The 23,642-nt window shown below is 60.1% G+C and carries 20 protein-coding genes and 2 pseudogenes; 10 read left to right on the top strand and 12 right to left on the bottom strand.

Annotated elements, in window-relative coordinates; genetic code table 11:
- The first annotated feature begins 9 nt into the window (after positions 1 to 9).
- Positions 10 to 915 carry an amino acid ABC transporter substrate-binding protein gene (locus KW846_RS21160; protein WP_218484925.1) on the top strand — a complete coding sequence of 302 codons (906 nt, stop codon included), beginning with the start codon at positions 10 to 12 and terminating at the stop codon, positions 913 to 915.
- Positions 916 to 1,017: 102 nt separating this feature from the next.
- Here KW846_RS21160 and KW846_RS30540 read toward each other — a convergent pair.
- From KW846_RS30540 to KW846_RS21145, 4 genes and pseudogenes are all read right to left on the bottom strand, one after another.
- A pseudogene (locus KW846_RS30540) lies at positions 1,018 to 1,992 on the bottom strand (methyl-accepting chemotaxis protein); the annotation flags it as partial.
- Between the two features lie 312 nt (positions 1,993 to 2,304).
- A pseudogene (locus KW846_RS30535) lies at positions 2,305 to 2,583 on the bottom strand (PAS domain-containing protein); the annotation flags it as partial.
- Between the two features lie 258 nt (positions 2,584 to 2,841).
- On the bottom strand, positions 2,842 to 3,378 hold the full coding sequence (locus KW846_RS21150) for an AAA family ATPase (protein ID WP_218484921.1): 537 nt from the start codon (positions 3,376 to 3,378) through the stop codon (positions 2,842 to 2,844).
- Positions 3,379 to 3,704: 326 nt separating this feature from the next.
- Positions 3,705 to 5,042 carry an MFS transporter gene (locus KW846_RS21145; protein WP_218484919.1) on the bottom strand — a complete coding sequence of 446 codons (1,338 nt, stop codon included), beginning with the start codon at positions 5,040 to 5,042 and terminating at the stop codon, positions 3,705 to 3,707.
- Positions 5,043 to 5,260: 218 nt separating this feature from the next.
- Here KW846_RS21145 and KW846_RS21140 point away from each other — a divergent pair, with 218 nt between their 5' ends.
- Positions 5,261 to 5,827 (top strand): nucleotidyltransferase family protein, encoded by a 567-nt coding sequence (locus KW846_RS21140; protein WP_256356825.1) that lies wholly within the window; start codon positions 5,261 to 5,263, stop codon positions 5,825 to 5,827.
- Between the two features lie 73 nt (positions 5,828 to 5,900).
- Here KW846_RS21140 and KW846_RS21135 read toward each other — a convergent pair whose 3' ends face one another.
- Positions 5,901 to 9,218 carry an Ig-like domain-containing protein gene (locus KW846_RS21135; protein WP_256356815.1) on the bottom strand — a complete coding sequence of 1,106 codons (3,318 nt, stop codon included), beginning with the start codon at positions 9,216 to 9,218 and terminating at the stop codon, positions 5,901 to 5,903.
- Positions 9,219 to 9,575: 357 nt separating this feature from the next.
- Between KW846_RS21135 and KW846_RS21130 the strand changes: the two genes are divergently transcribed.
- The gene (locus KW846_RS21130; protein ID WP_007974875.1) at positions 9,576 to 9,737 is read left to right on the top strand and encodes a DUF2986 domain-containing protein; all 162 of its coding nucleotides are present in this window, start codon (positions 9,576 to 9,578) and stop codon (positions 9,735 to 9,737) included.
- Positions 9,738 to 9,790: 53 nt separating this feature from the next.
- Here the strand turns inward: KW846_RS21130 and KW846_RS21125 are convergent, their stop codons facing one another.
- Entirely contained in the window at positions 9,791 to 11,113 is a 1,323-nt protein-coding gene (locus tag KW846_RS21125) for a DUF1329 domain-containing protein (protein ID WP_218484914.1), read from the bottom strand.
- Positions 11,114 to 11,452: 339 nt separating this feature from the next.
- On the opposite strand from KW846_RS21125, the gene KW846_RS30135 reads away from it, so the two are divergent.
- From KW846_RS30135 to KW846_RS21105, 4 genes are all read left to right on the top strand, one after another.
- Positions 11,453 to 11,683 (top strand): hypothetical protein, encoded by a 231-nt coding sequence (locus KW846_RS30135; RefSeq protein ID WP_007974872.1) that lies wholly within the window; start codon positions 11,453 to 11,455, stop codon positions 11,681 to 11,683.
- Positions 11,684 to 12,053: 370 nt separating this feature from the next.
- The gene (locus KW846_RS21115) at positions 12,054 to 14,954 is read left to right on the top strand and encodes an EAL domain-containing protein (protein ID WP_218484912.1); all 2,901 of its coding nucleotides are present in this window, start codon (positions 12,054 to 12,056) and stop codon (positions 14,952 to 14,954) included.
- 57 nt (positions 14,955 to 15,011) lie between these two features.
- A complete protein-coding gene (locus tag KW846_RS21110) occupies positions 15,012 to 15,443 on the top strand; it encodes a GFA family protein (protein WP_218484910.1) in 432 nt (143 codons plus the stop codon).
- A 41-nt stretch (positions 15,444 to 15,484) separates the two neighbouring features.
- Positions 15,485 to 16,063, top strand: coding sequence for a DUF4157 domain-containing protein (locus tag KW846_RS21105; protein WP_218484908.1), 579 nt, complete (start codon positions 15,485 to 15,487; stop codon positions 16,061 to 16,063).
- A 118-nt stretch (positions 16,064 to 16,181) separates the two neighbouring features.
- On the opposite strand, the gene KW846_RS21100 is transcribed toward KW846_RS21105, so the two are convergent.
- Complete coding sequence (locus tag KW846_RS21100) at positions 16,182 to 17,456, bottom strand: MFS transporter (RefSeq protein WP_218484906.1); 1,275 nt, start codon at positions 17,454 to 17,456, stop codon at positions 16,182 to 16,184.
- 135 nt (positions 17,457 to 17,591) lie between these two features.
- Between KW846_RS21100 and KW846_RS21095 the strand changes: the two genes are divergently transcribed.
- Complete coding sequence (locus tag KW846_RS21095) at positions 17,592 to 18,050, top strand: helix-turn-helix domain-containing protein (protein WP_218484903.1); 459 nt, start codon at positions 17,592 to 17,594, stop codon at positions 18,048 to 18,050.
- Positions 18,051 to 18,134: 84 nt separating this feature from the next.
- On the opposite strand, the gene KW846_RS21090 is transcribed toward KW846_RS21095, so the two are convergent.
- Positions 18,135 to 18,560: a hypothetical protein gene (locus KW846_RS21090; protein ID WP_218484901.1), complete on the bottom strand. Its 426-nt coding sequence runs from the start codon at positions 18,558 to 18,560 to the stop codon at positions 18,135 to 18,137.
- Between the two features lie 168 nt (positions 18,561 to 18,728).
- On the opposite strand from KW846_RS21090, the gene KW846_RS21085 reads away from it, so the two are divergent.
- Positions 18,729 to 19,385 (top strand): TetR/AcrR family transcriptional regulator, encoded by a 657-nt coding sequence (locus KW846_RS21085; protein WP_218484898.1) that lies wholly within the window; start codon positions 18,729 to 18,731, stop codon positions 19,383 to 19,385.
- A gap of 90 nt (positions 19,386 to 19,475) precedes the next feature.
- Here KW846_RS21085 and KW846_RS21080 read toward each other — a convergent pair whose 3' ends face one another.
- The 3 genes from KW846_RS21080 to KW846_RS21070 all read right to left on the bottom strand — a co-directional run bounded on the left by KW846_RS21080 (position 19,476) and on the right by KW846_RS21070 (position 21,244).
- Positions 19,476 to 19,934 (bottom strand): metallophosphoesterase family protein, encoded by a 459-nt coding sequence (locus tag KW846_RS21080; protein ID WP_218485155.1) that lies wholly within the window; start codon positions 19,932 to 19,934, stop codon positions 19,476 to 19,478.
- 72 nt (positions 19,935 to 20,006) lie between these two features.
- Positions 20,007 to 20,462 (bottom strand): glycine zipper 2TM domain-containing protein, encoded by a 456-nt coding sequence (locus KW846_RS21075; RefSeq protein ID WP_218484896.1) that lies wholly within the window; start codon positions 20,460 to 20,462, stop codon positions 20,007 to 20,009.
- An 83-nt stretch (positions 20,463 to 20,545) separates the two neighbouring features.
- Entirely contained in the window at positions 20,546 to 21,244 is a 699-nt protein-coding gene (locus tag KW846_RS21070) for a potassium channel family protein (RefSeq protein ID WP_218484894.1), read from the bottom strand.
- A 237-nt stretch (positions 21,245 to 21,481) separates the two neighbouring features.
- Between KW846_RS21070 and KW846_RS21065 the strand changes: the two genes are divergently transcribed.
- Positions 21,482 to 22,255: a ParA family protein gene (locus tag KW846_RS21065; protein WP_218484891.1), complete on the top strand. Its 774-nt coding sequence runs from the start codon at positions 21,482 to 21,484 to the stop codon at positions 22,253 to 22,255.
- A 57-nt stretch (positions 22,256 to 22,312) separates the two neighbouring features.
- Here KW846_RS21065 and KW846_RS21060 read toward each other — a convergent pair whose 3' ends face one another.
- Entirely contained in the window at positions 22,313 to 23,485 is a 1,173-nt protein-coding gene (locus tag KW846_RS21060) for a DUF1624 domain-containing protein (RefSeq protein WP_218484889.1), read from the bottom strand.
- Between the last annotated feature and the right edge of the window lie 157 nt (positions 23,486 to 23,642).

Here is a 23,642-nt window from a genome sequence, read left to right as displayed (position 1 = left end):
AAACCGGACATGAACGTACCATTTGCCACAACCACCAGACTGCTGCTTGCCTTCGCACTCTTGACGCTGCCGCTGGTGGCCGGCGCCAACACCCTTGAACGCGTGCGCAGCAGCCACACCTTGAACCTGGGTTACTTGCCGGACCTGGCGCCTTTCAGCAAGCAGGACGGCGACAAGGCCAGCGGTTATGCCATCGACCTGTGCCTGAAAGTCGCCGACAAGCTCAAGAGCGAACTGGGCCTGTCCGACCTGCAAGTGCACTACCTGCCGGTCACGGTTTCGGACCAGGTCAGTGCCGTCAGCCAGGGCAAGGTGGATATCCTCTGCACGCCGACAGCGCCTACCCTGGAGCGGCGCAAGATGATCAGCTACTCCATCCCGGTCTACACCGCCGGCCTCTCGGTCGTGGTGCGCAAAGATGCGCCTGAACCCTTGCTCAATGTGCTCAATGGCAAGGTCGCCACTGCCGGCCCGACCTGGCGTGCCAGCATCAACAACGGCCTGGCCAACCAGACTTACGCGACCCTCGAGGGCGGGGTGACCGAAGACTGGATTCGCGAGCGGATGCGCCTGCTCAACGTGATCGCCTCGCTGGTGACCGTGGCCAACAACGACGAGGGCGTCAAGCTGGTCGCCGAGGGCAAGGCCGATGCCTTCTTCTCCGAACGCATGCTGCTGCGAAATGAAGTCGCCAAGGGAGGTGCGGCGCAGAACCTGATGATCCTGGACCGCATCTTCGAGTACTCGCCGGTGGCGATGATGGTCGATCGCAACGACGAAGACTTCCGCCTGCTGGTCGATACGGCCCTGAGTGAAGCCTATTACTCGGGCTTTGTGGAAAAGGCCTACGACCAGTATCTGGGCGGAAGCAACCTTACCGTGAAGAGATTGTTCAGGGTGTATGCATTGCCGTAGCTGTGGCGAGGGAGCTTGCTCCCTCGCCACAGGTGATGCCATTGGTTCGGAGCAGCATCAATGGGCGAGGACCCTGGCGAAGCAGGATTCGCCCTGTCGCTACTAACGGTTAAAACGCTCGGCCAGGCTGTGCAGGTAGTCGGCCATGACCTCAAGATCCTGGCTGATCGCGGCGCCTTGTTTGGCCTGCCCGGCGCTGTGGTCACAGAGCTGGGCAATACGCGTGATCTGCTGATTGATGTCTTCAGCCACGTGACTTTGTTCTTCAGACGCCGAGGCCATCTGCTGGCTCATTCCGGTAATCCGGGTGACGGCCTGACTGATGCCGACCAGCGCCGACTGCACTGCCTCGACACGCTGCATGCTTTCGCGGGAGATCTGCTCGCCACGGCTGGCCGTTGACACTGCGCGATCGGCACCGTTGTACAGAGAAGCAATGATGCCGTGGATCTGTTCGGTAGAGGTGCGAGTGCGTTGTGCAAGGGAGCGCACTTCGTCGGCAACCACGGCAAAACCGCGACCTTGCTCACCGGCCCGGGCCGCCTCGATGGCCGCATTGAGTGCCAGCAGGTTGGTCTGTTCGGCAATGGAGGTGATGACATCCACGACACTGCCGATCGATTGCGTTTCACTGGCCAATGCGTTGACCGCCTTGCCGATCTCGTTGACTGCTTCATGCATGGTTTCCATGGCGCTCAGGCTTTGCCGGGCCAATTCACTGCCGTCACGCGTCAACTGGTCAGCCTCCGATGCGGCATGCGCAGTGCTGATGACGTTCTGGGTGACTTCCTGGATGGTGGCGGCCATCTGTGAGATGGCGGCGGCTGACTGATCGGTTTCACTGCGCTGACGATCAAGTGACTGTGCCTGCGAACCGGAGAGTTCGGATGACTGCGCAGCCTTGGCCTTGACATTGACCCCGGCATCGACGAGTCGGCTCAGGGCGGTCTGCAAACGCGCTTCCTCACTGACCATGGCCATGTCCAGGCGACCCTGGGGACCATGGTTGTCGCTGTAGGTGAGCGCGACCAACGGATCGGAAAAGGCTTTCGGATGCTCGGCCAGGGTGCGCTCGATGGCTCTGCGATGCCGGGACTCGATCAGGTACCAGGCCATACACAGGCTCGCCACCATCAGCCCCTGTGCCGCTGCATTGGGCAGCCACTGCTCGGCGAGCAATGAAACTGCGCCGGCGATCAGCAACGGCCAGCCGTGTTGCAGCGGCCGGGAAATCCGCGTGCTCAGCGAAACGATGGGCTTGCCGGCCCGCATCCGTGCATAGAGTGCTGCAGCCCGACGAACCTGGTCGCGGCTGGGCAGCGAACGAACCGACTCGTAGCCACTCAGGCGTCCGTTTTCATGGATGGGCGTGACGTAGGCACTGACCCAATAGAAATCACCATTTTTCGCGCGGTTTTTCACAATGCCCATCCAGGGTTTGCCTTGCTTGATGGTGTGCCACATGTGAATGAATACCCCGGGAGGCATGTCGGGGTGTCGAACCAGGTTATGGGGCTGGCCCACCAATTCGTCGTAGGTGAAACCGCTGATGGCAACAAAGGCCTCGTTGCAGTAGGTGATCCGGCTATCGAGATCGGTCGTGGAGATCAATCGTTGTTCGGCGGGAAATACTCTTTCATGCTCGGTTACGGGCAAATTCACGCGCATACGATGCGGCCCCTCGGATTATTATTATGATGTTGAGCCTGTAAACCAGACGGAGCCCGCCGTCAGATCAAGGGATTCAACGCGTGCGGGCCCGGAGAGGAATTTATGGAGCGGGGCGGCTGACGGCCATTCATTCGACGACAATTTCTTTTCATTTCATGACAACTCACGATGTCGCTGTGGAATCATGGGTGACGTCGAATCGAATCGGTTTCGGGGCGCGAGGCATCACCTCGGATGACGGATGTCGCCGCCCCTCTATTCAAGGCAGGTTTGAGGCATGGCGGGCAAGCCATGGAGAAAGGCCGCAATCTGCTGGCTATTGCGCAAATGCACCACGGGAATACGCGGGCCCATGGCCAGGCGCACCGCTTCGATACCCGGGCGGTAACCTCGATCAAAATTCCACACGAACCCAAGGAACGTCAGGAACGCCCGGTCGAGCTTCTCTGCGCAGCCGGCTGCAAGGTCAGGGCGAGGACGGTTCATGAGGCTGCGCAGGATCACCCGGGCGAAGCAGGTGAGTCGCGGCGTATCGAGCCAGATGATCAGGTCGGCCCGAGGTAGGCGCAGGTCGAAGGTGCGCCGGGCATAGTTGCCTTCACAAATCCAGGTATCCGCTGCAATCGCTGCGCTGACCCGCGCGCGGAACTGCTCAGCGTCGGGTTCGATCCAGCCGGGCTCCCAGAACAAGGTATCGAGGTGCACCACGGGCAGCCCCAGATGCTTGCCGAGGGTGCGGGCGAGGGTGGATTTGCCGCTGCCGGCATTGCCCAGAATAACCATCCGTTGCACGAGTGACGTCCTGTCGAAAAAAAGATTCTTTACGCATTCTCGGGGAACTGCAGGAGCCAGCCTGCTGGCGATGGACTCAAGTGCGCCGCGTTCATCCGGTTCACCCGCGTCATCGTTAGCGACCATCGCTGGCAGGCCAGTTCCTACAGGGGACCGCGTTTATCCAGTTCACCCGCGTTATCGTTAACGCCCATCGCTGGCAAGCCGGCGGCCTCCAAACCAGTGAAAGCCCCAAAAACAGCCGGCAATTGTGCAGGGTTTTGCTGGCCAGTCAAAGGCCTCCGGGGAAAACCTCGCTGATGACGCCTGCCGGCTCGTTTCGTGTCTCAGGCGGAGGCACCTACGCCTTCGGCTTTCTCCTGCGCCGCCACGTCATGCAGGGAGATCCTCGAGGTCTCCGGCAATGCCAGTCCCCCGGCCAGCGCGAGCAATGCGATTGCAATCAGGTAGAACGCCGGCGACAGGTTGCTGCCGGTGGTGCTGATCAGCCACGTCGCCACCAGCGGCGCGGTGCCGCCGAACAGGGTGTACGCCATGTTGTAGGTGATCGCCGAGGCGGTGTATCGAGTGCGGGTCGGGAAGGTTTCCGAGAGCAGGGCCGCCGTCACCACGCCACACAACACCGCGCCAATCGCCAGGAGCATGACGCCGACGACGGACGCTGCGAACGAGCCGGAGCTGGCCATCAGGAACGATGGATACACGACAACGATCAACAGCGCGCAGGCCGTCATCACCGTCATGCGACGCCCGACCCGATCCGAATACAGCCCGGCCAGCGGGCAGATCGCCGCGGCGAACAGCAATGCAATCAGTGACACCAGCAACGCGGTGGCGCGACTCAGGCCACCGGCGACTTGCAGGTACGTCGCGAAATAGGTGGTGAACATATAAAACGACAGGGCGGTCAGTGACACGAAGGCACCCAGGCAACAGATCGCCGCCCCATGGTTGCGCAAGGTGTCCTTGAGCGGCGAGTGGGCGACCGCATGCTCCTGGGTCACCGCCTGGAATGCCGGCGTCTCGTCGAGCTTCCAGCGCAGGTAAAGCCCCACCAGGCCCAGCGGCGCAGCAATCAGGAAGGGCAGGCGCCAACCCCAGCTGCCCATGGCTTCGGCCGACAATGATGCCTCGAGCGCGTAAGCCACCACGGCTGCCGCGGCGAAGGCGGAAAATGTCGACACCGGGATGAAGCTGCCGTACCAGGCTCGTTTGTCATGGGGTGCATGCTCCATCAGGTAGGCACAGGCACCTGCGTATTCGCCCCCGGCGGAAAAGCCCTGGGCGCAACGGATCAGCGACAGCAGAATCGGCGCCATGACCCCGATCGCCGCATAAGTGGGCAGCAGACCGATCAGGGTTGTCGCACCTGCCATCAGCAGAATGGTCATCGCCAGGGTTCGCTTGCGGCCGATCCGGTCGCCCAGCATGCCGAAGAAAATCCCGCCAAGAGGCCGAAACGCGAAGGCTACGGCGAACACCGCAAAGGTCTTGAGCAGCGCGGCGCTGGCATCGCCACTGGGGAAAAATTGCTGGGCGATGGTCGTGGCCAGAAAGCCATAGACGGCGAAGTCGAACCACTCGACGAAATTGCCGATGCCGGCGGCGACAATCACTCTTCTCAGTGTTCCCGGGCTGACTTGTTCCATATTTGCGCTAGTCATGCTTGACCTCGACAGTTCGTCAGTAAGCTATCGATTATCGGGGCAGGCACGGCGGCGGCTCACTTCAAAAGTGTCATCCACGTAGTCAGTACCGACGAGATAACGCTGAATGGCACCTGATTGGCCGGATAAGGGAACGGGCAGTGTTTTTCGTGAATTTGTAAAGCAGCGGGGGTATTGTCGGTCGCCAGGATCAGATCGACAGGGAAGGGATGAAGATGACATTGACTGCCGAAAGCCTGGTCAGGATCGCAATGACCAATCCGGTCAACGCACAAATTTACACACGCTTGCCCGAGCTCGGTTTGAACCAATGCATGCTCACGGCCGGTTGCCTGTTCCAGGTCGTCTGGAATCATCAGTCGCAGCGACCGCCAGAATGGGGCGTGAAGGATTACGACGTCTTTTACTTCGATGATGATCTGTCCTGGGAGGCAGAGAATGAGGTCATCCAGTCAGCCCGGCAGCTGTTCAACGACCTCGACGTGAACGTTGAGGTCAAGAATCAGGCCCGCGTTCACCTGTGGTACAGCCAGCGGTTCGGCGGGGATTATCCCAGGCTCCAGTCGGCCAGGGACGGGGTCGATCGCTACCTGGTTGCCGGTACCTGCATAGGTTGGGATGTCGCCACCGGCGAGGTCTATGCCCCCAACGGCCTGGCCGACACAGAGCACGGGCTGCTTCGAATCAATCCAGGAAATCCCAGGCCGGACTTGTTTGCTCAGAAGGCCAGAAGTTATCAGGCTCGCTGGCCATGGCTCAGGATCATCGCGCCGCACAGTTGAACCGGACCAACCGAACTGACCGATTCGGGCCTCAGATCCATTGAGGCCCTCGTCGCTAAAGCCAGGTTGAAACTCAGTTCTTCACTACCGGCACCGTCACGGTTTTGCCAAAGGCCGACTTGATGGTCGCCGTCGGGGCAGCCGCTGGGCCGCTGCCGACGGTTGTCACCGCTATATTCCAGCGCGCGCCTGTAGGCGTCGTGGTCAGGGTGGCGGCGCCAAGGTTCACCGTGCCGGTCGTGGTCGTGGCCGTCGCGGTGATGGTATTGCCCGTGCCACGCGAGGTGGTGCCGGACAGTACCCAATACCAGCGGCTGTTACTGCGGGCGGTGACGGTAGCGCCGGTGACGATCAGGTTCTCGACGACCCCTGCCGAGACTGCCACGGTTACCGTCGCCAGTGCCGATTCCGCACCCTTGGCATCGGCGGCCTGATAGGTAAAGGTCGCGGTGAATGGCGCGGGGACCGTGGCCGGTGGCGTGTAGATCACGCGCAGGCCATCGGTGCTGACCGAGCCCATGCCGGAGTCCGGTTGTGCCAGACCCACCACTTTAAGTGGCACGTTACCGTCAGGGTCGCTGTCGTTGGCCAGCACGTTGATGGTCACCGGTTGGCCGGTGTTGCTGATGGCGCTGTCGGGATTGGCGATCGGTTTCTGGTTATCGTCGTTGGTACGGGTATCGCCAGTGCGGAAGGTTGGCAGCGCGGCGGAGTTGACGTAGGTCACGCCGTCCCAGCCTGGCAGGGGCGTTGGCATCAACTGGAACTGGCCCGGATTCTCGCTATCCCAGCGCATCAGCATGGAGGTGTCCTCGTGCTGGGTGTTGTGGCAGTGCTCCATGTAGGTCCCGGCGAACTCACGGAAGCGGATCGCGATGTCCACGTCCACCGTACTGTCGATGCCCTGGCCGATCAGATAGACGTCTTTGCGTGCCCATTTTTCCCATTCCGGCGGTGCCTTGCCGTCGCGGCTGAGGACGACGCCTTCTTCGAAATGCACGTGTACAGGGTGGCTCCAGCCGTTGCCGCCGTTCTTGATTTTCCACACTTCCAGGGTGCCGTCGCCGGAGAACCCGGCCGGGGTCGGGCCGGTGGCCAGTTGTGGTGCGGCGCTGATCCGGCGCAGGTCGGCGCGGTTGCCGAAACCACCGTCGGTCTTGATGGTCCAGGGTTCTCCATCGGTGCCGTCGGAGCGACCGAAGATGAATTCGCGATGCCGCACGGTCTTGAGCTTGGCCTGCATCGTTGGATCGTCGCGGTTGACCGTCAGCGGGATCATGACCTTGCCGACCGGTTTACCCGGTTTGGCAGGTTCGTAGTCGGCGGGGTTCATGCTTACGTCCTGGCCGGCATAAGGCTGCACCACCATCTGCATGAACTTGCCCACCGCCGGGTCACCCAGGTCCCATTCCAGCCCCTTGCTGCCCAGTTTGAGCACGGCCTTGTACTTGCCGGACAGGACATCGGCCAGGCTCAGCGCAATATTCTCCGGACCCTTGCCGTTCTGGTGTTCCATCAGGTTGACGAAGTACAGCTTGTCGCCAGTCTTGATCCCGTATTTCGAGAAGTTGACGATGATGTCGAAACGCTCGGCAATGCCCTGGGTGGGCAGTATCGCGTTGTGGTCCTGTACATCGCCGTCGGCGTCCAGGTCCATGCTGCCGTCGAACGGCACGGCGTGTTCCATGAGGTTGCCGTCGTTGGCGATCATGTGGAACGGCACCCGGGTATAGGACAGGCCGGAACCTGCCGGACCGGGGAATTCGCCACCGGTGCCGACGACTTCACGCACCAGCGCGATCCTGAAGAAACGCGACACCGAGCCGTTGAGGATGCGGAAGCGATAGCTGCGCGCACGCACGTTCAAGCGCGGCTGGTACTGCCAGTTGACCAGGATCTGATCGCCGAGGAAGCCATCGGTGTTGAACGGGTTGAACCACAACTGGCCGTTGGCATCCCAGGCCTTGTCGGCCACCATCAGGTTGACGTCGTAGTCACGGTTACCCCAGGGCAAGGCCGAACCGCTGGGCAGGCGCAGGTTGACGCCGTCTTCCATGGCTTCGTTACCGCGATCCATGGCGCTGTAGTAGTTCATCATCGTCGCGTTGCCCTTGTAGACATTCTGCGCGGTGAAATCGAGCATGTGGTCGTGGAACCAGTGGGTGCTCATGGTCTCGCGCCAGTCGCCACGAATCTTGATGCTGCCGTTGTTGCAGGTCTTGAGGCCCGGAGTGGCGTCGTTGACGAACAGGGTTTCACCCGGAGCGCAGGGGAACGCCGCGCGCGGATCCTGCGCATTGGTATTGATGCTGTCATAGCCGGCCAACTGGATCGGCCAACGATAGTCGTAGTACTGCCCCGGAAAGAAAAACGCATTGGCATAGCCGTCGCTTTCGGCCGGGGAGTGGCCGTTGTGTTCGTGGGTGCTGAGGGTGTGCAAGCCAAACCCCATGTTCGCCGCCGGATCGATCGGCAGGGCGTTGTAGTGCCGCATCAGCACCGGTTGGCCGTAGCGCACCATCAACAGTTTTGGCGGAAAGGTGCCGTCGAAGGTCCAGAGTGCCTTGTGGTTCTGAATCGGCATGTTGGGGTGGAAACGCGTGTCGATGCCTTTGGTGGTGCCCGCGATGACCGGGGTGTCCGAGGTCTGGTTGTAGAGGCCGCCCGGCCCGAACTCACCAACGGCATAGTTGTGCAACTGGCGGCGGTCGCGCATGCCGCCGTTGAGCTTGGCGCCCGCTTGGGCGGTCTTGAAGGCGACCTGTGGGTAGAACTCGTTCCAGCGCTGGTGCGACCAGCCTTTTCCTGGCGGACGCCCCTCGGCCGGCGAGCCGACCGGATGGCGGTTGAGGAAGGCTTCTACCTGCGCTTGCCACGGGTTACGGTCCAGCACGTTGGAATACTGTGACGGAAACGGGTACAGCCCGGGCTGGCGCATGAAGGCTTCGAGCGCCACGGCCGAAGGGCCGCTGCGGGCGATGCTGTTCGGGTCCTGCACGGGGGCCGGGCCGACGGTCGGAGGCGGGAACGTCAGGGGCGGTGCTGGCAGTGTCGGGTCGAGTTTTTCCGTGCCGAATTCTTCGAACAACAGCAGTTGCTGAGTGTACGGCTGCGCCCCGAACAGCGGACTGGGCTTGCCGTTGGTGGGGATCTTGAACGATGTCTGCAGTGCTGGCGGCAGCACGTTCTCGGCCCGTGGCGTGTACCGGTCGCCATACACACCGTTGGGCAGGGCGATGGCGCCCTCGTTGGTGGGGGGCATGGTCAGAATGGCATCCAGCGCGGCCTGGGGGTCAGCCGGCGGGTTGGTATAGGCTGAGGGGTCGGTCGGCGGTGGCGGGCTGACATCGTCCAGTGGCGCAGCGTCTGCCGTGGCCAGGGAAAGGAGCATCGCACAAGGCAGGCTTGATCTGCGCAGCCGGTCGAAGGAATTGCATTGTGGTGTCGCGCTTTTCATTTTATGACCCCTCGCCTGATGTCCCGTCGTCTCCATGTCCGGGACGACCGCTGTTGTGGGCACAAGTGGGGGAGTGCAACTAATGAGCCATCATCCTGGCAAAAGAAAAAATTCAGGTAAATGAACAAGTTGTTGACTGGGTAGCCGGCAGCAGAACCGGGGGATATTCCTCCCATTTGGTGGTAATTACCCGGAAGGGTGGGTGAAGGACCCCAGTTATGGGGGATATGGCAGCCCGGCCTGAATGTTTAAGCTGATATCATTCAAGAACTACCCGTTGAGCAGAACAACATGAATCGTCGCAAGAAAATAAATCAGTTGTTAAAGGCTAACGCCAAAAAGGCGAGTGCCAAACTGGCACCGAAAAGCAAGGATAAGTACATCAGCAAGGCTGACCGATTGAAGCTGGCTGCCGAGGCGGCTCAAGACCCGGTTGTTGCCAGCGAGAGCTGATCTGCGCAGCTCACGCCCCCTTTTTCCAATCAGGGGGCTCTGCCACCACGAACTCAGCGAATACCGGCGCCCGCCATGGACTCCGGCACCCACTGCGCCGTCGATAGCGGCTCGATGTAGCGGATGCCGCCATGAGGGCCGACCACGCCATTGATGTTGTAGGTGCCTTTGGACAGGTCGTACGTCATGAAGGGCGTGGCATCCGGGACTTGCTGGTCATAGCTCTGGCTGAAGAAAGCGAAGGAGCCACGATACAGCTGGCCACGGGTGTCGTATTGATCAGAGGCCACTGCGGCCCAGGTGTCTTCATCCAGGTAAAAGCGACGCTTCTGGTAGATGTGCCTGGCGCCGGGCTTGAGGTTGCCCTCCACGACGTAGACCCGGTGCTTTTCCCAGCGAACGAAATCCGGGGCAATGAAATTCGGCGTGGTCAGGGATTTGGCGTCGCGAGCGTAGGTGAGCTTGTAGGTGTTGTAGGGCACGATCATTTCCTGCTTGCCGACCAGCGTCCAGTCATACAGCTCGAGCGCACGGGCAGTACCGGGGTTGGGGGTGTCGTAGGCCAGGATCGAAATCTGCTTGACCCGGCGCTGGGCCGGCATGTACTGCCAGGCGCGGCCGGGAAACTCCGTTGGATTGGTGGCGTTCTTGAGCATGATCGACTCGCCGGCTCGGCGCGCAGGCCCGGTATAGGACAGTTTCAACTGATAATAAATGTCCGAGCTGTTGAACGGCTTGGACATGTTCTCGTAGATCGGGAAGGAGACGAATGCCTCGCCGGTGACCGCCAGGCTCGGTACGCCGGCCGTGTCGACCGTCCAGGAGTCGTACTTGGAGTGGATGTTGACGCCCTGGTAGCGCAGCAGGAAATTCCACATCGCCTCGGCGCCCGATTGCGGGATCGGGAACGGCACTCCGGGCATCACATTGTCGATGGCGATCCCGCCATTGAGGGACTTGGCATGGGTGGCATTGCGGCGGCTGTTGTCCAGTACCGCCTGGGGCAGCGATGCCGTGCGGTGGGTCGGATACACGTCGATGCGAAAGCCGGGGTAGCGCCTGGCCAATGCTACGGTGGTGGCGGTGAGCATGCCTTTGTACGAGTCGACGTTCTTGCCGTTGATTACCAGCAGCGGTTTTTCGCCGGCAAAAGGGTCCGGGCGCATGCTGTCGCCGTTCTTGAAACCGGGTGGGGCGGTGGTCAGGCCACCGTTGTAGGGCGGAATGGAGCCGTCGGCATTACCGGCCTTTTCGGCACCCACCCACGTCAGGCTGCTGCCCAGTCGGGCGGCTTCCTGGCTCGATACATAGGCTTGGGCATCGATGGCCAGCGCCATGAGGGGTACGGCAGCCAGAAGAGTTTTCACGAATTTCATATTGTTGTTCTCCTGCCTGGTGTTCCAGGCAACTCGTGACTCAGGCGCAGCGTCGCTTACGTCGACTCGTCGCCAGAGACCTTTTCAGTACTGCCATTAGATAACCCCCGTGTCAGGGGCGCTTTTCATTTGACGACAGCCCCTTGGCTATTGATGACACGTCCGGTAGGTCTCGGCGGGCATTCGATGGCGTGGTCGCTGGGAGTGAGCGTCACTTGTTTGTATTTCCCAACGGAATCATTGAGTTACCGAATGGTCATAGCCATGGCTGAACACTGCCCGGATAAACGTTTCGAGCAGCCGTGACCCTTCCATAATCCCGACATTCAGGACGTTTTCATGAATCGCGCAGTAATCTTGATCTTGGCCATTTCCAGCGCCGTGTTGTTGGGAGGCTGCGGCCCGCATTGGGATGACGGAGAACGGTACGGGCGATATCACGATCATGATCATCGACGTGGTTACGACTGGAGAGGGGACGATGATCAGGGTTATGACCGTGACGATGATCGTCGTGGCTATGATCGTGAACACCGTCGCTACCGTGATCGCGATGACAATGACGACTGATACGTCACATTGAAATGCAGGGGTTAGTCAGAGCCTGTGTCCGATGGCTGAGACAATCCATAGACAGCATCGCTAAAACGCCACTCGGTGGCAGATCGTGTGAAAACGCGCCCTGCCACCGAGTGGTGTTTCTTTGTCTGCGCCGCTTGCCGCCACTGCGGTTCTCGCGTCATAGAGGACGATGGAACCCATCATCCTGGAGGCGCTGGCCCGGGCAATACGCAGCGAATAAATTGCAGCCCGTCTCATACCCGGCACTAAAGTGAACAAATCATTGAAAAAAACGCTATAAGCTATAAATAAGATGATAGATGGCATATTGCTAGCAATCAGTCAGTGAGTTTCGCCAGTTTTGGCTCAGGGAGCCCTGATGAGTTTTCGTACATTGACCGACTCCCGGAGGCATTCGAGCCATTGCGAAGTGGCCGAGCTGCAACCCGTAAAGAGCCCGGATACTGTCGGCAAGGTCTACGCCGGCAATGACGACTCGATCGAGCACGTGCTGGACTCAGCGCGCCACTGGGCCCACAGCACTGCCTGGGTGTTCTACCGCGCCGGCGAACAGATGCATTGGGTCGGGCAAGGCGATCCACGGGTGCAATGGCCTTCGAGCATTGCCAATGAGGCGTTTGAAGCCTTTTGCCGGACTTCGAACTTGCACCGTTGGCCGACCGGCAGAGGCGAAAGTGAGCTGGGTTGGCTGCTCGCCCCCGTCAACGATGCGGCTGAACCCGCGTTCGCGGACTTTGCCCAGCGCCTGGGTATCGAGCTACAAACCAATACCCTGGCCCGTGCGCAGATCACCCAGCGTGTGCTCTATGAAATTACCTATCTGGCCAGTTCGACCCGTGACCGCTCTGTGTTCCTGGTGGGGGTTCACCGGCTGCTGGCCAGCCTGATCGACGCCGAGAACTTCTATCTCGCGCTGTATAACCCGCACACTGGCAAGATCGATTACCCGTATTACGTCGACATCATCGACGTCGATGCCCTGGAATCGGAAAACTATGAATACCTTGACCCTTCGCGCCTGTCGTTGACCGGACAGGTGTTGACCAGTGGCCAGCCATTGTTGATCGACGCCGCCGGCATTCTCGCGGCCCAGGCACAAAACCGTTTCCACTGTGTGGGTGATCGTCCCGAGTTCTGGATGGGCGCACCGTTGAAAAACGCCTCGGATGACGTGTTTGGCATGCTGGCGATGCAGGTTTACGATGTTTCGCGAATCTACAGCGCTGAAGACCGTGCATTGTTTCTGGTGGTCGCCCGTCACGTGGCCATGGCGCTGGACCGGATCCTGCACCGGGAGGACCTGGAAGAAACGGTGATACGCCGTACCCTGGAACTGTCCGCACTCAACGATGCATTGCGCCAGGAAGTGGCGGAGCGGGAACGCGCCGAACATCTGCAGAGCGCGCTGTTCCAGATTGCCGAACTGTCCAGCCAGCCCGGTGACATGGCCGAGCTGTTCAAGACCCTGCATGGCATCGTCGGTGACCTGCTGTTCGCGCAGAACTTCTACATTGCGCTGTTCGACGACACCACCGGCGAGGTGACTTTTCCCTATTACGTGGATGAACGACAGACGACCTGCCCGCCGGCACGGCGAGGGCGCAGGGGCCTGACCGAGTATGTGATCCGTCAGCGCCGACCTTGCCTGATCGACGTTGCCGAGGCCGAACGATTACACGCGCAGGGTGAGATCGAAATTGCCCATGAGTCTGTACGCTCTTACTCCTGGCTGGGCATTCCCTTGTTCGAAGACGACGCGGTGCGTGGCGTGCTGGCGGTGCAAAGCTATACCTCGAAGGTGCGCTATACCCAGCGAGACCAGGAACTGCTGACGTTCGTGTCGCGGCACATCGACACGGCGCTGTCGCGACGCACGGCCGCTGAAGCGATCCATGCCGCCAACCTCAAGCTCGAAGCCCGGGTGCAGAGCCGCACCCGCGAACTCGATCACGCCAATGCCAAGTTGCAGCATGAAAACGCCCACGATGCGCTGACCGGGCTGCCCAATCGCACCTACCTGCAACAGCGCCTCAATCTTGCCTGGTTGCGGTTCGGCCGCGAAGGCGGGCACCTGGCGGTGATGTTCATCGATCTCGATCGCTTCAAGATGGTCAACGACAGCTTCGGCCACCACTTTGGCGATCTGCTGTTGATGCAAGCGGCCCAGCGTTTGCGCGGTTGTCTGCGCGAGACCGACATGCTGGCACGCCTGGGGGGCGATGAGTTTTCGGTACTGGCGCCCGAGGCCCCGCTGGACGTGATGATCGAAATCGCCGAACGGATCCTGGTGGCGTTCGACCTGCCGTTTTTCATCAACGGCTATGAGGTTTTTTCGTCCTGCAGCATCGGTATCGTCAGCGCCGACAGTCAGTTCCATCATGAACCCGCCGACTTGCTGCGCGATGCCGATGCGGCGATGTACCGGGTCAAGAGTGCCGGCCGCGACAGCTACGCGGTGTTCAACCAGGAAGTGCGCTGTGAAGTCTCGGACCAGGTCGAGCGGGAAGGTGCCTTGCGCAACGCGCTCAAGCGTACTGACGAACTGCTGCCGTATTTCCAGCCGATCGTCAGCGTCGAAACCGGCGAGCTGCTGGCCCTGGAAGCGCTGATCCGTTGGCATCAGCCGGGCGGCCGGGTGATCGCGCCGGGCGAGTTCCTGCCGGATGTCGAAGGCTTGCGCCTGATCGGTCGACTGGACCTGTACATGCTGACCAGCATTGCCGCGATCCTCGCGCAGCCCGAGCACGCCAATTGGCCTGCGGTGCACGTCAATTGTTCCAGCTACAGCATGACGCGCCCCGGCTTCGCCAGTGAGGTGCTGGAACTGTTGGCGCAGCACCAGGTGTCGCCGTCGCGGATCTGCCTGGAGCTGACCGAAGGGGCGCTGGTTGCCGAGCCGGCGATTGCCCGACAGACCATGCAGCAACTGGCCGACAACGGCATGTCGGTGGTGCTCGATGACTTCGGCGCAGGGTTTTCCTCCCTGAGCTATGTGCATCAGTACCGTTTCAGCGGTTTGAAAATCGACAAGTCGTTCATCCTTGAACTGACCAGCAGTTCCCGCAGTCGCGCGATCGTCCGGGCAATCGTGCGGATGGCCGAGTCCCTGGACCTGAGTGTGGTGGCCGAAGGCGTCGAGGATGAGGCGACACTGGAACTGCTGCGTGAAATGGGCGCAGGACAGGCCCAGGGTTATCACTTTGCCAAGCCGATGGCGTTGAAAGCGCTGTTGGCGAGTGAACTGCTCGGTCACCAGTGATCAAGCGGACTTCATGGCGCAAGCCGATACGGATGAACATTTTTCAAGGAGGGACTCATGGCATCAGGGCAATGTCTTTGCGGGGCTGTACGCTTTTCCCTGGCGGTTGAGCCACGATTTTTCTATCGCTGCCATTGCACGTTGTGCCGCAAGCAAACCGGGGTCGGCCATAATCTCGCCACACTGGTCAATGCTCGCGACTTTCGATGGGAAGAAGGGCAAGAGGCGATCACCGGTTGGCGCAAACCCAGCGGGTACAGAAATGACTTTTGCTCGCGATGTGGCTCGACCGTGCCTAATGTACTTCGCGAAACACCTTATTTCTGGATTCCGCTCGGACTGCTCGACGCCGAGCTGAACATGGAATGCATTGGAGATTTCTGCACCGATGACGCGATGCCATGGGATGAACAACGCTCGGAAAAAAGTCATTGCGCAGCCCCGGAATCATTGGGTTTTCTTCTGCATGAACTCCAGGTCAATGCCTGACCCGGAAACGGTTCACCACTGTCCGCTGCCCGGAGTGTCGAATGCCGTCCATCACCACGCCCCTGGTGGCGCTGTTTGTGCTTTGCCTGGCGCTTGAAGTGCCGGCCCAGATCAGCGACTGCCCGGCTGGCGAGAGACAGGTGTGCCTGGACGGCTGCATCTGCCTGCCGGACGTGGTGCCCGAGGACGTTTACCAGATCGCGACGCCGGCCCTGGCGCTGTGGCTGAGCCAGGCCCGTGATGAAGCGGCCATCGCCGGTACCCAACCCATTCCTGCGCACATTCGTGAGCAACTGTTGCCCTGGTACGACCCCGGCGTCCTCAATGCCGCGCGCTACAAAATCAGCGACAACGGCCAGTTCAGCGCCGCCACGGCCATGCTGCAGAACCCCGATGTCGGTGCCGTGACGCTGATCGACATCATCCTCTTCCGCGACCCCCAAGCCGCAGAAACGGACGTCGCGCTCTGGGCTCACGAACTCAAACATGTGCAGCAATATCAGGAATGGGGTGTGCAGGGATTTGCCCAGCGCTATACCCATGACTTCAATGCCGTGGAGGCACCCGCTTATGCCATACAGGCCGAGGTCAGGCGGGCGGTGCGCAAAGGGGCTGACTGAAGCCGTCCCGACTCAGCCCCGGTTGGCGCAGACGATAAGTTTGATCACCGAGAAACTCATGCCCCCATGGCTGTAATCGAAATGGCGAGCAAGAGGAGGTGTCGGGTTTTCATGCGGATCATCCTCGATCGGTCGTTGTGGAATGAGAGGTGAGAAACCACAGCACCAGGGCCGTCGCACTGATCGAGGCACCCAGCAGGCTGACGGCTGTCCAGCCCCAGTGCGCATACACCTTGGTCGCGGCCGCGGCTCCCAGTGCGCTGCCCACCGAGTAAAAGCACATGTAGGCGCCCACCATGCGGCTTTGGGCGTCGGGGCGTGCGGCAAAAATGAGGCTCTGGTTGGTGACGTGTACGGCTTGCACCGCGAAGTCGAGCAGGACCACTGCGCACACCAGCGCGATCAGTGACGTCTGCGCAAACGCGATGGGCAACCAGGACAGCGTCAGGATCACCAGCGAAATGCCGGTCACGCGTTGCCCCAGGCCCCGGTCGGCCCAGCGACCGGCTCTTCTGGCGGCGAGGGCACCGGCGACGCCGGCCAGACCGAACAGGCCGATGGCTGTGTGCGACAGCGACAGCGGAGGCGCGCTCAGTGGCAGCACCATGGATGTCCACAACACCGAAAACGCGGCAAAGATCAGCAAGGCCAGCAAGCCCCGGATGCGCAAGACCGGTTCGGTCATGAACAGCCTGAACATCGAACGGATGAGTGCCGGGTAGGTGTCTCGGTTGCGTGGAGACACTGTGGCGGGAAGCACTTTCCAGAACACCGCCGCGAGGACCAGCATCAATCCTGAGGAAACGAAATACACGGCGCGCCAGCCAGACAGATCGGCGATCAGCCCAGAGGTGAACCGCGCCAGGAGAATGCCCAGGACAATGCCGCTGGTGACGGTGCCCACGGCCTGGCCGCGTTGTGACGGCGTTACCAGTACGGCGGCATAGGCCACCAGCACTTGAACCATCACCGCCAGCAATCCCACGATGACCATGGCGCCCAACAGGGCCAGCCATTGCTGCGCTGCACCGACTCCCGCCAGTGCAACCGCAGACAGCAGCACTTGCGTGAGGATCAACCGCTTGCGGTTGAGCAGGTCGCCCAGCGGGACGATGAACAGCAACCCCAGCGCGTAACCGACGTGGGTAGCCGTCACCACGACCCCGATCATTGATGAGGCAACCCCCAGGCTCTGAGCCATTGAATCGAGCAGGGGTTGAGCGAAATACACGTTGGCGACTGCCAGCGCGCAGGTGACGGAAAACAGCAGCGTAAGCGACGCAGACAGCCCGGCAGCCCTGTCTGCGCTGGCGCTTTCTCCATTATCCGCATCGGGCAGGCCCGAAGCCTGCGGGTCGAAAGGGCAGGTGGCTGAATCGGCATCTGCTGTCACAGGAGCCTCCGTGGCGTTAAACTGGTTTCAATTAAAAACTGGATTGAATTGTTATCGAATCAGGTTTTAAATTGCAACCACTTTGCTCGGGATTGCACGGCAGGGCCGGCAATCCTTATCCGGAAGGTCAATACGATGGTCGAAGACACTTCATCCCACAGCAGCGAATGCCCGGTAGCCAGAACACTGGAGGCCATTGGGGATCGATGGTCGCTGATGATCATCCGCGACGCATTCGATGGCATTCGCCGATTCAGCGAATTTCAGAAAAGCCTTGGCGTGGCCAAGAACATACTGGCATCGCGCTTGAAAACCCTGGTTGAGGTCGGTGTATTCGAGGTTCAACCCGCGTCAGACGGCAGTGCCTACAAGGAGTACGTCCTTACGGACAAAGGGCGGGAGATCTTTCCGGTGGTGGTCAGCATGCGGCAGTGGGGTGAACGTTTCCTGTTCAAGCGCGAAGAGACGCGTTCTGTGCTGCTGGACAATGAGCGCGGCCAGACCCTGATGCCGATTGAAGTTCGCTCATCCAGCGGTCAGAAGCTTGGGCCTGCCGACTGCCACAGGGTCAGGGTGGTTGCCGACGAGTCGTGAATCGATGGCCCATGGCGGTCAGTGGCAGACATCGGTGCGGGGGTTGAACCCGCCCCACACCGATAGGCCGCCCAATAGCCGCGACTATGACAGGCGCGATTCAAGTGCCGTATTGCTCAAGCTCTCGGCCGTTGCCCCGATGCGCGAGAACACCAGCCACACGAACAACAGCACGCTGCAGCCGATGAGCAGGGAGGCAATGGCGATCAATGGCTCGACTGCCGCGAAGCCCTTGAGGCGCAGCAGCAATGCACCCAGCATCACCGGCACACTCAGGTTGTACAGCCAGAACTGTGCGGTCGCCGCTCGCCCTCCGGTGATGGACGGGTGCAGCGTGCCGATGACACCGAACAGGGCCATCGACACCCACCCCAACAGATTGATATGGGCATGTACTGCGTAGAGCGAATGGTCGCCGGACGCGCCCATCGCGACACCCAGCGCCACGCCAATGGCAAAGTAGATGGCTGCCAGCCGAAACCAGGTCCGCGAACGGGGATTGTGATTCATCGCATTCACCTCATGCGCCCGGGGGGCGCGTTCAGTTGCTGAATTCCTGATATGAAATCGTTGAGCCCGGCGCGCTGGTTGTGCGGCACACGGGGCAGTGGCATATCCTGTGCCACGCCTCTATTATGAGACAAGTGTCTCACGACAAGACGGAGTATCATTTATTCCATGCCGAATCCCAAGTCAAGCCCGTCTGTCCGCGACGGCGATTCGCAGGGCCGATCCAACCAGAAACTCAGAACGCGGCAGGCGCTGATCGATGCTGCCGTCGCCTTGCGCGACGAGGGCCACAACCCGACTGTCGCGCAAGTGGCTGAGCGCGCGATGGTGTCTCGCGCCACCGCCTATCGCTACTTTCCCTCACCTGAAGCGCTGATCAGCGAGACGGCCGCCGAGCGCGACATCAAGCCACTGGAGCAGATCTGGCGCCCGGGGGACGATCCGGTGAAGGGCATTGGCCTGGCGGCACAGGCGTTGAACAAAGTCCTGATCGACGACGAGATCGGCCTGCACGTAATGGAACGATCGTTCATGACGGTGTGGCTGGAAAACCAGTCTCCCCAGACGCCGCTGCGGCCGGGTCGGCGCATGAGCTACATCGAGCCGATCGTCGATTCGCTCAAGGACGTGCTCTCACCCCGCGCGCGCAAACGACTGAAACAGGCGCTGTCGATCGTCATGGGCACCGAGGCCTTGATCGCCGTGCGCGATATCAGTCGCGCGAGCGTCGAAGAATCACTCGACACCGCCACCTGGGCAGCGCGGGCCCTGGTTCGTCAGGCATTGGCCGAAGAGGAACAGGCACGACACAAGCGCAACCGTTAGCGCTCTGCTCTCGGTCATTTCGGACAGTTATAGGCGATTGTTTATATTCCCCAGGGGGGGCGGTGGAAGGGGCGGTGCCTGGCGGATGAGTCAGTCGAGCAGTGATACCAGCCGAGGTTCGATAGACTGTGCAGACAGGTCCAGCAGCGCCAGGGTGACCGGCAACTTGAAGCGTCGACGCCCGGCGCTGCCCGGATTCAGGAACAGCCGTTCGCCGCGCCATTCGATGCCTGGTTTATGCGAGTGACCACAGATCACAAGGTCGATGCGCTCATCAGGATGGATTGCAAGGTCGGCGATGTCATGCACCAGCAGCACCTTCCAGCCGTTGAGGTCCAGGCGCAGACAGTCGGGCAGCTCGCGCGCCCAGGGTGCGTCCAGGTCGTTGTTGCCACGCACCCCGTGCACCGGTGCAATGGCCGCCAATTGGTCGAGGATGTGCGCGCTGCCGATGTCGCCGGCGTGAATGATGCAATCGCTGCCCAGCAGGGCGGCGATCGCTTCGGGGCGGAGCAGGCCGTGGGTGTCGGAGATGACACCGACTTTCATCGCGGGCGGGTCGAGCGGCATTCTGACGGGCCTGTCTGCTTCGCGATTGTTGCCGCCACTAACTTTGCGGCACTAACTTTGCGGTACTACCCGCGCATCGTTACCGCTGCCCTCGACATAAACCTTCAGGCCTTTTGTCAGCGCCGGATTGATTGGCTGGGTCACCTGAACCAGCACACCGCTTTGGGTCCGGACGATGATCTGCTGAGCGTCCACGGGCTGATCATACTTTTTCTTTTCGACGTAATTGCCGCCAACCCCGCCGGCGAGGGCACCGGCAACCATCGCGACATCCCGACCGGTTCCCTGGCCGACCAGGCTTCCCAAGGCTAAACCGCCAAGGCCGCCCAAAATGGCGCCGACGCCGCTATCGTGGTTGGTCTGCATCTGTGTGAGTGTAATCTGCTCGATTTTCCCCGAACGGATCTGCGTCTCGCCAGCGCCTCCGCTCCCGGCGCCGACCGCGGAACAGCCGCCGAGCACCAACCCAAGAAACGTAACCGACAGCCAGGAAGCGATAGTTTTCATCGTCGAACTCCATTTTCAGGGGAATAGATCATGCAAACGCATCAATTCACGTTAGACGAAAAAGCCCGGTCCATTCGGTTCTTTCACTTGTTCTGATTCGATGGATAAAGACCGGCAAACCGCGCAATCACGACACCCACGTAAAAAACGCCGGAAAATTCTTCGACCATCACCAGTGAGCGGGCATGGTTGGTCAACGGGATAAAGTCACCGTAACCGGTGGTTGTGAGCGTCGTGAAGCTGAAATAGATCAGTTTGAAGAACGTGCCGGGCTGTGTGAAGTCGAGGTGGCCAGGGCCGAATGAACCGGCACTGGACATCTCGACCAGGGCATATACGAACGACCAGACGAAGGCCAGCATAATGTAACCCGCAAGCGCGCCATGCAGCTTGTCCGCTGTAATCGGTCCGCGCTTTAGAATATAGCGAAGCACTCCGCTGAACGAGACGGCAAGAGACGCCGTATAAGCTATCCCGGCAAGGCCAAGAATCACGGTACTTTCAGCCAACAACGCCGCCCATTGAAGACCAACCCCAAGCAGCGCCAGTCCCAGCTTGAGGATGAACCCTCGCCGAGTCTGCCGAGTGGCGAAAGCACCCACGAGCAGCACGATTGAAAACAGAATGCCAAGCAACGTACGAGCAAACAGACCTTCCTCAAGAAAGGGAAACAGCAGGATCAATCCCAGCAAGAGCAGCAATAGATAGGTGCAGGGACCTTTCCCTATAAGCATCTGAGCTAAACCCTCGTCGGAGTCGGGTTTATCTTGCGGATCTGTCATATCGGTTTCCCAAAGGGCCAAGTAGTGCTTCGGACCTGACGTCGCACGGTTGAAATCAGACTTGGCTTCAGAATAGTCGGCAGTACGATTTCAAGTCGTGAATGGGTGTGGAATGCTCTAGTCCGCGCCTTCAGAAAACCCCTGTCGTGAAACTGTAATATTGCAGTCATAGAATTGACATGACCGCTTACATTTACTACAGATGGCCTTTGGCCTTTTCATGGATGAGCAAGCCACATGCGTCGTGTCGTATTCAATCAAAAAGGCGGCGTTGGAAAATCCAGCATCGCCTGCAATCTTGCCGCTGTGAGTGCTGCCGAAGGGTACCGAACGCTGCTGGTTGATCTCGATCCCCAGGCAAACTCGACTCACTACCTCACGGGGCTGAGCAACGAGCATATTCCTGCCGGCATAGCCGATTTCTTCAAGCAGACGTTGTCCGGCGGCTTCGAAGGCAGGCGCAATCGGGTATCCATCACCGAGACCCATTACAACAACCTCCACCTGGTGACCGCGAGTCCCGATCTGGCGGACCTGCAGGCAAGACTCGAGAGCAAGTTCAAGATCAACAAGCTGCGCAAATTGCTGGTTGAACTGTCCGAGGACTATGAGCGCATCTATATCGATACGCCGCCTTCGCTGAACTTCTACACCTTCAGCGCTTTGGTGGCGGCGGACAGGTTGCTGATTCCATTCGATTGCGACAGCTTTTCTCGCCAGGCAATGTACCGGGTCATCGCTCAAGTCGAAGAACTGCGACTCGATCACAATGAGTCACTTGAAGTGGAAGGGGTGGTGGTGAACCAGTTCACCGGGCACACCGGTTTTCACCAGAATGTCGTCAATGAACTGCTGGCCGAAGGCTTGCCAGTGCTGCCGGTTTATCTCAGCAGTTCCGTCAAGATGCGCGAGTCTCACGAAGTGTCTGTCCCCATCGTGCATCTGGCCCCGCGCCACCGGCTCTCACTGGAGTACGCGGGCTTGCTGGATGCCCTGGAGCGGGCGGCCTGACAGCGCGTCAGTGTCTACGCGCTATTACCAGCCGCCTGTGAAAAACCTGTGCCCCGATCAGAAGTATTTGAGCCAGCCAATATCACGACGACGAGCCTTCAATGCGGCAAACCAGCGTACAGGTAGAAAAAGCGTTGTAGCCAAGAGCGCGGCCGTCAGCCACACCGCCCAAATGCTGTCGAAACCGAAGTAGTTGCCCTGATTCAAACCGAACAACGCCACATGGGTCAGGTACAGCATTTTCAGCGCGTAAAGATGGAGCAGGTAGAAGAACATCGGCGCCGCGCCAAATACTGCCAAAGTACTGATCCACTTGCGTTGCCGAGCCCGCTCCAAGCCAGGCAGCAGCAACAGGCCCACCCCTAGCGTCAGCGAGAGGAACAGCAGGGAAGGTGGGTACTTTGTGATGTTGAAGAAGCTCATGAGGGTTTGTGTGGTGCTTTCATGGAGCACCCAATGTGCCTCGCCATAACCGTTAACCAGGCGCAGTGCGATGAAACCGGTCAATGCGCTGGCCCCGGCCAGCAACAGATGGCGCTGACGCACGGTGGCCGAGGCTGGGCGTGCGAACCAGGGGCCGATGCAGTAACCCAGGGCGATGACACCGATCCACGGCAGCAGGGGATAGGAAGTGCGCAGGCGCAAGCTGTCGGAGAATTCGATCCAGCCGCGATCATGCAAGATTGCCCAGGGCAGGTGCATCGCTGATCCGACCGGGAAGTGCAGGGGATCGAGCAGGTTGTGCCCGGCGACGATGACCAGGCCCAGCACACACAGGAACGGCCGAGGGAGCCAGACCAGTGCAGCGAGGGCCGTCATGCTCAGGCCAATCGCCCAGATCACCTGCAGGTAGATCACATTGGGCGGCAACTGGAATGTCCAGGCGAAATTCACCAGGGTGAACTCCAGCAGAACCAGGAACAGACCACGCTTGAACAGGAACATCGACACAGCTTTCTTGCCCTGGTGCTTTTCGCCGTACAGATAGGCGGACAGTCCGGTGAGAAGAACGAACACCGGCGCACATAAATGGGCGAGAGTCCGGCTGAAAAACAGCGCCGGTTCGGTGGTGTCGATGACCATCGGGTCGGCTACCTGGCGGTGTAGCAAGAACGTCTCGCGCACGTGATCGAGCAGCATCAATAGGATCACCAATCCCCTGAGGGCATCGATGGATAGCAGGCGTTGGCTTACGCTCGTGGTGGGCGGAATCTGATTGAAGTTTGTCATCGAAAGTCGCAGGCAGGGAGTGGAGAGCTCTGTCAGTAGCCACCGATAGAGTACGATTGGTTACTGTATAACATAATATAGACCTGCCCCGTGAACGATCCGGCCATTGATTCGATATAGCCTGAAGCGAGCCATTTATTCCATAAAGATAGTACAA

It is taken from the genome of Pseudomonas sp. PDM32 (genome assembly GCF_019219225.1).
Taxonomy (GTDB): Bacteria; Pseudomonadota; Gammaproteobacteria; order Pseudomonadales; family Pseudomonadaceae; genus Aquipseudomonas; species Aquipseudomonas laurylsulfatiphila.
The sequence above is the reverse complement of the archived record's forward strand: the minus strand, read 5'-3'. Positions and strand labels throughout refer to the sequence as shown.

Coding starts and splice junctions, on each gene's coding strand:
- KW846_RS21075 (WP_218484896.1), bottom strand. CDS start 20,462: ATGAAAACTATCGCTTCCTGGCTGTCGGTTACGTTTCTTGGGTTGGTG.
- KW846_RS21110 (WP_218484910.1), top strand. CDS start 15,012: ATGGCATCAGGGCAATGTCTTTGCGGGGCTGTACGCTTTTCCCTGGCG.
- KW846_RS21060 (WP_218484889.1), bottom strand. CDS start 23,485: ATGACAAACTTCAATCAGATTCCGCCCACCACGAGCGTAAGCCAACGC.
- KW846_RS21115 (WP_218484912.1), top strand. CDS start 12,054: ATGAGTTTTCGTACATTGACCGACTCCCGGAGGCATTCGAGCCATTGC.
- KW846_RS21085 (WP_218484898.1), top strand. CDS start 18,729: ATGCCGAATCCCAAGTCAAGCCCGTCTGTCCGCGACGGCGATTCGCAG.
- KW846_RS30135 (WP_007974872.1), top strand. CDS start 11,453: ATGAATCGCGCAGTAATCTTGATCTTGGCCATTTCCAGCGCCGTGTTG.
- KW846_RS21145 (WP_218484919.1), bottom strand. CDS start 5,042: ATGACTAGCGCAAATATGGAACAAGTCAGCCCGGGAACACTGAGAAGA.
- KW846_RS21080 (WP_218485155.1), bottom strand. CDS start 19,934: ATGAAAGTCGGTGTCATCTCCGACACCCACGGCCTGCTCCGCCCCGAA.
- KW846_RS21135 (WP_256356815.1), bottom strand. CDS start 9,218: ATGCTCCTTTCCCTGGCCACGGCAGACGCTGCGCCACTGGACGATGTC.
- KW846_RS21160 (WP_218484925.1), top strand. CDS start 10: ATGAACGTACCATTTGCCACAACCACCAGACTGCTGCTTGCCTTCGCA.
- KW846_RS21095 (WP_218484903.1), top strand. CDS start 17,592: ATGGTCGAAGACACTTCATCCCACAGCAGCGAATGCCCGGTAGCCAGA.
- KW846_RS21130 (WP_007974875.1), top strand. CDS start 9,576: ATGAATCGTCGCAAGAAAATAAATCAGTTGTTAAAGGCTAACGCCAAA.
- KW846_RS21070 (WP_218484894.1), bottom strand. CDS start 21,244: ATGACAGATCCGCAAGATAAACCCGACTCCGACGAGGGTTTAGCTCAG.
- KW846_RS21140 (WP_256356825.1), top strand. CDS start 5,261: ATGACATTGACTGCCGAAAGCCTGGTCAGGATCGCAATGACCAATCCG.
- KW846_RS21065 (WP_218484891.1), top strand. CDS start 21,482: ATGCGTCGTGTCGTATTCAATCAAAAAGGCGGCGTTGGAAAATCCAGC.
- KW846_RS21125 (WP_218484914.1), bottom strand. CDS start 11,113: ATGAAATTCGTGAAAACTCTTCTGGCTGCCGTACCCCTCATGGCGCTG.
- KW846_RS21090 (WP_218484901.1), bottom strand. CDS start 18,560: ATGAATCACAATCCCCGTTCGCGGACCTGGTTTCGGCTGGCAGCCATC.
- KW846_RS21105 (WP_218484908.1), top strand. CDS start 15,485: ATGCCGTCCATCACCACGCCCCTGGTGGCGCTGTTTGTGCTTTGCCTG.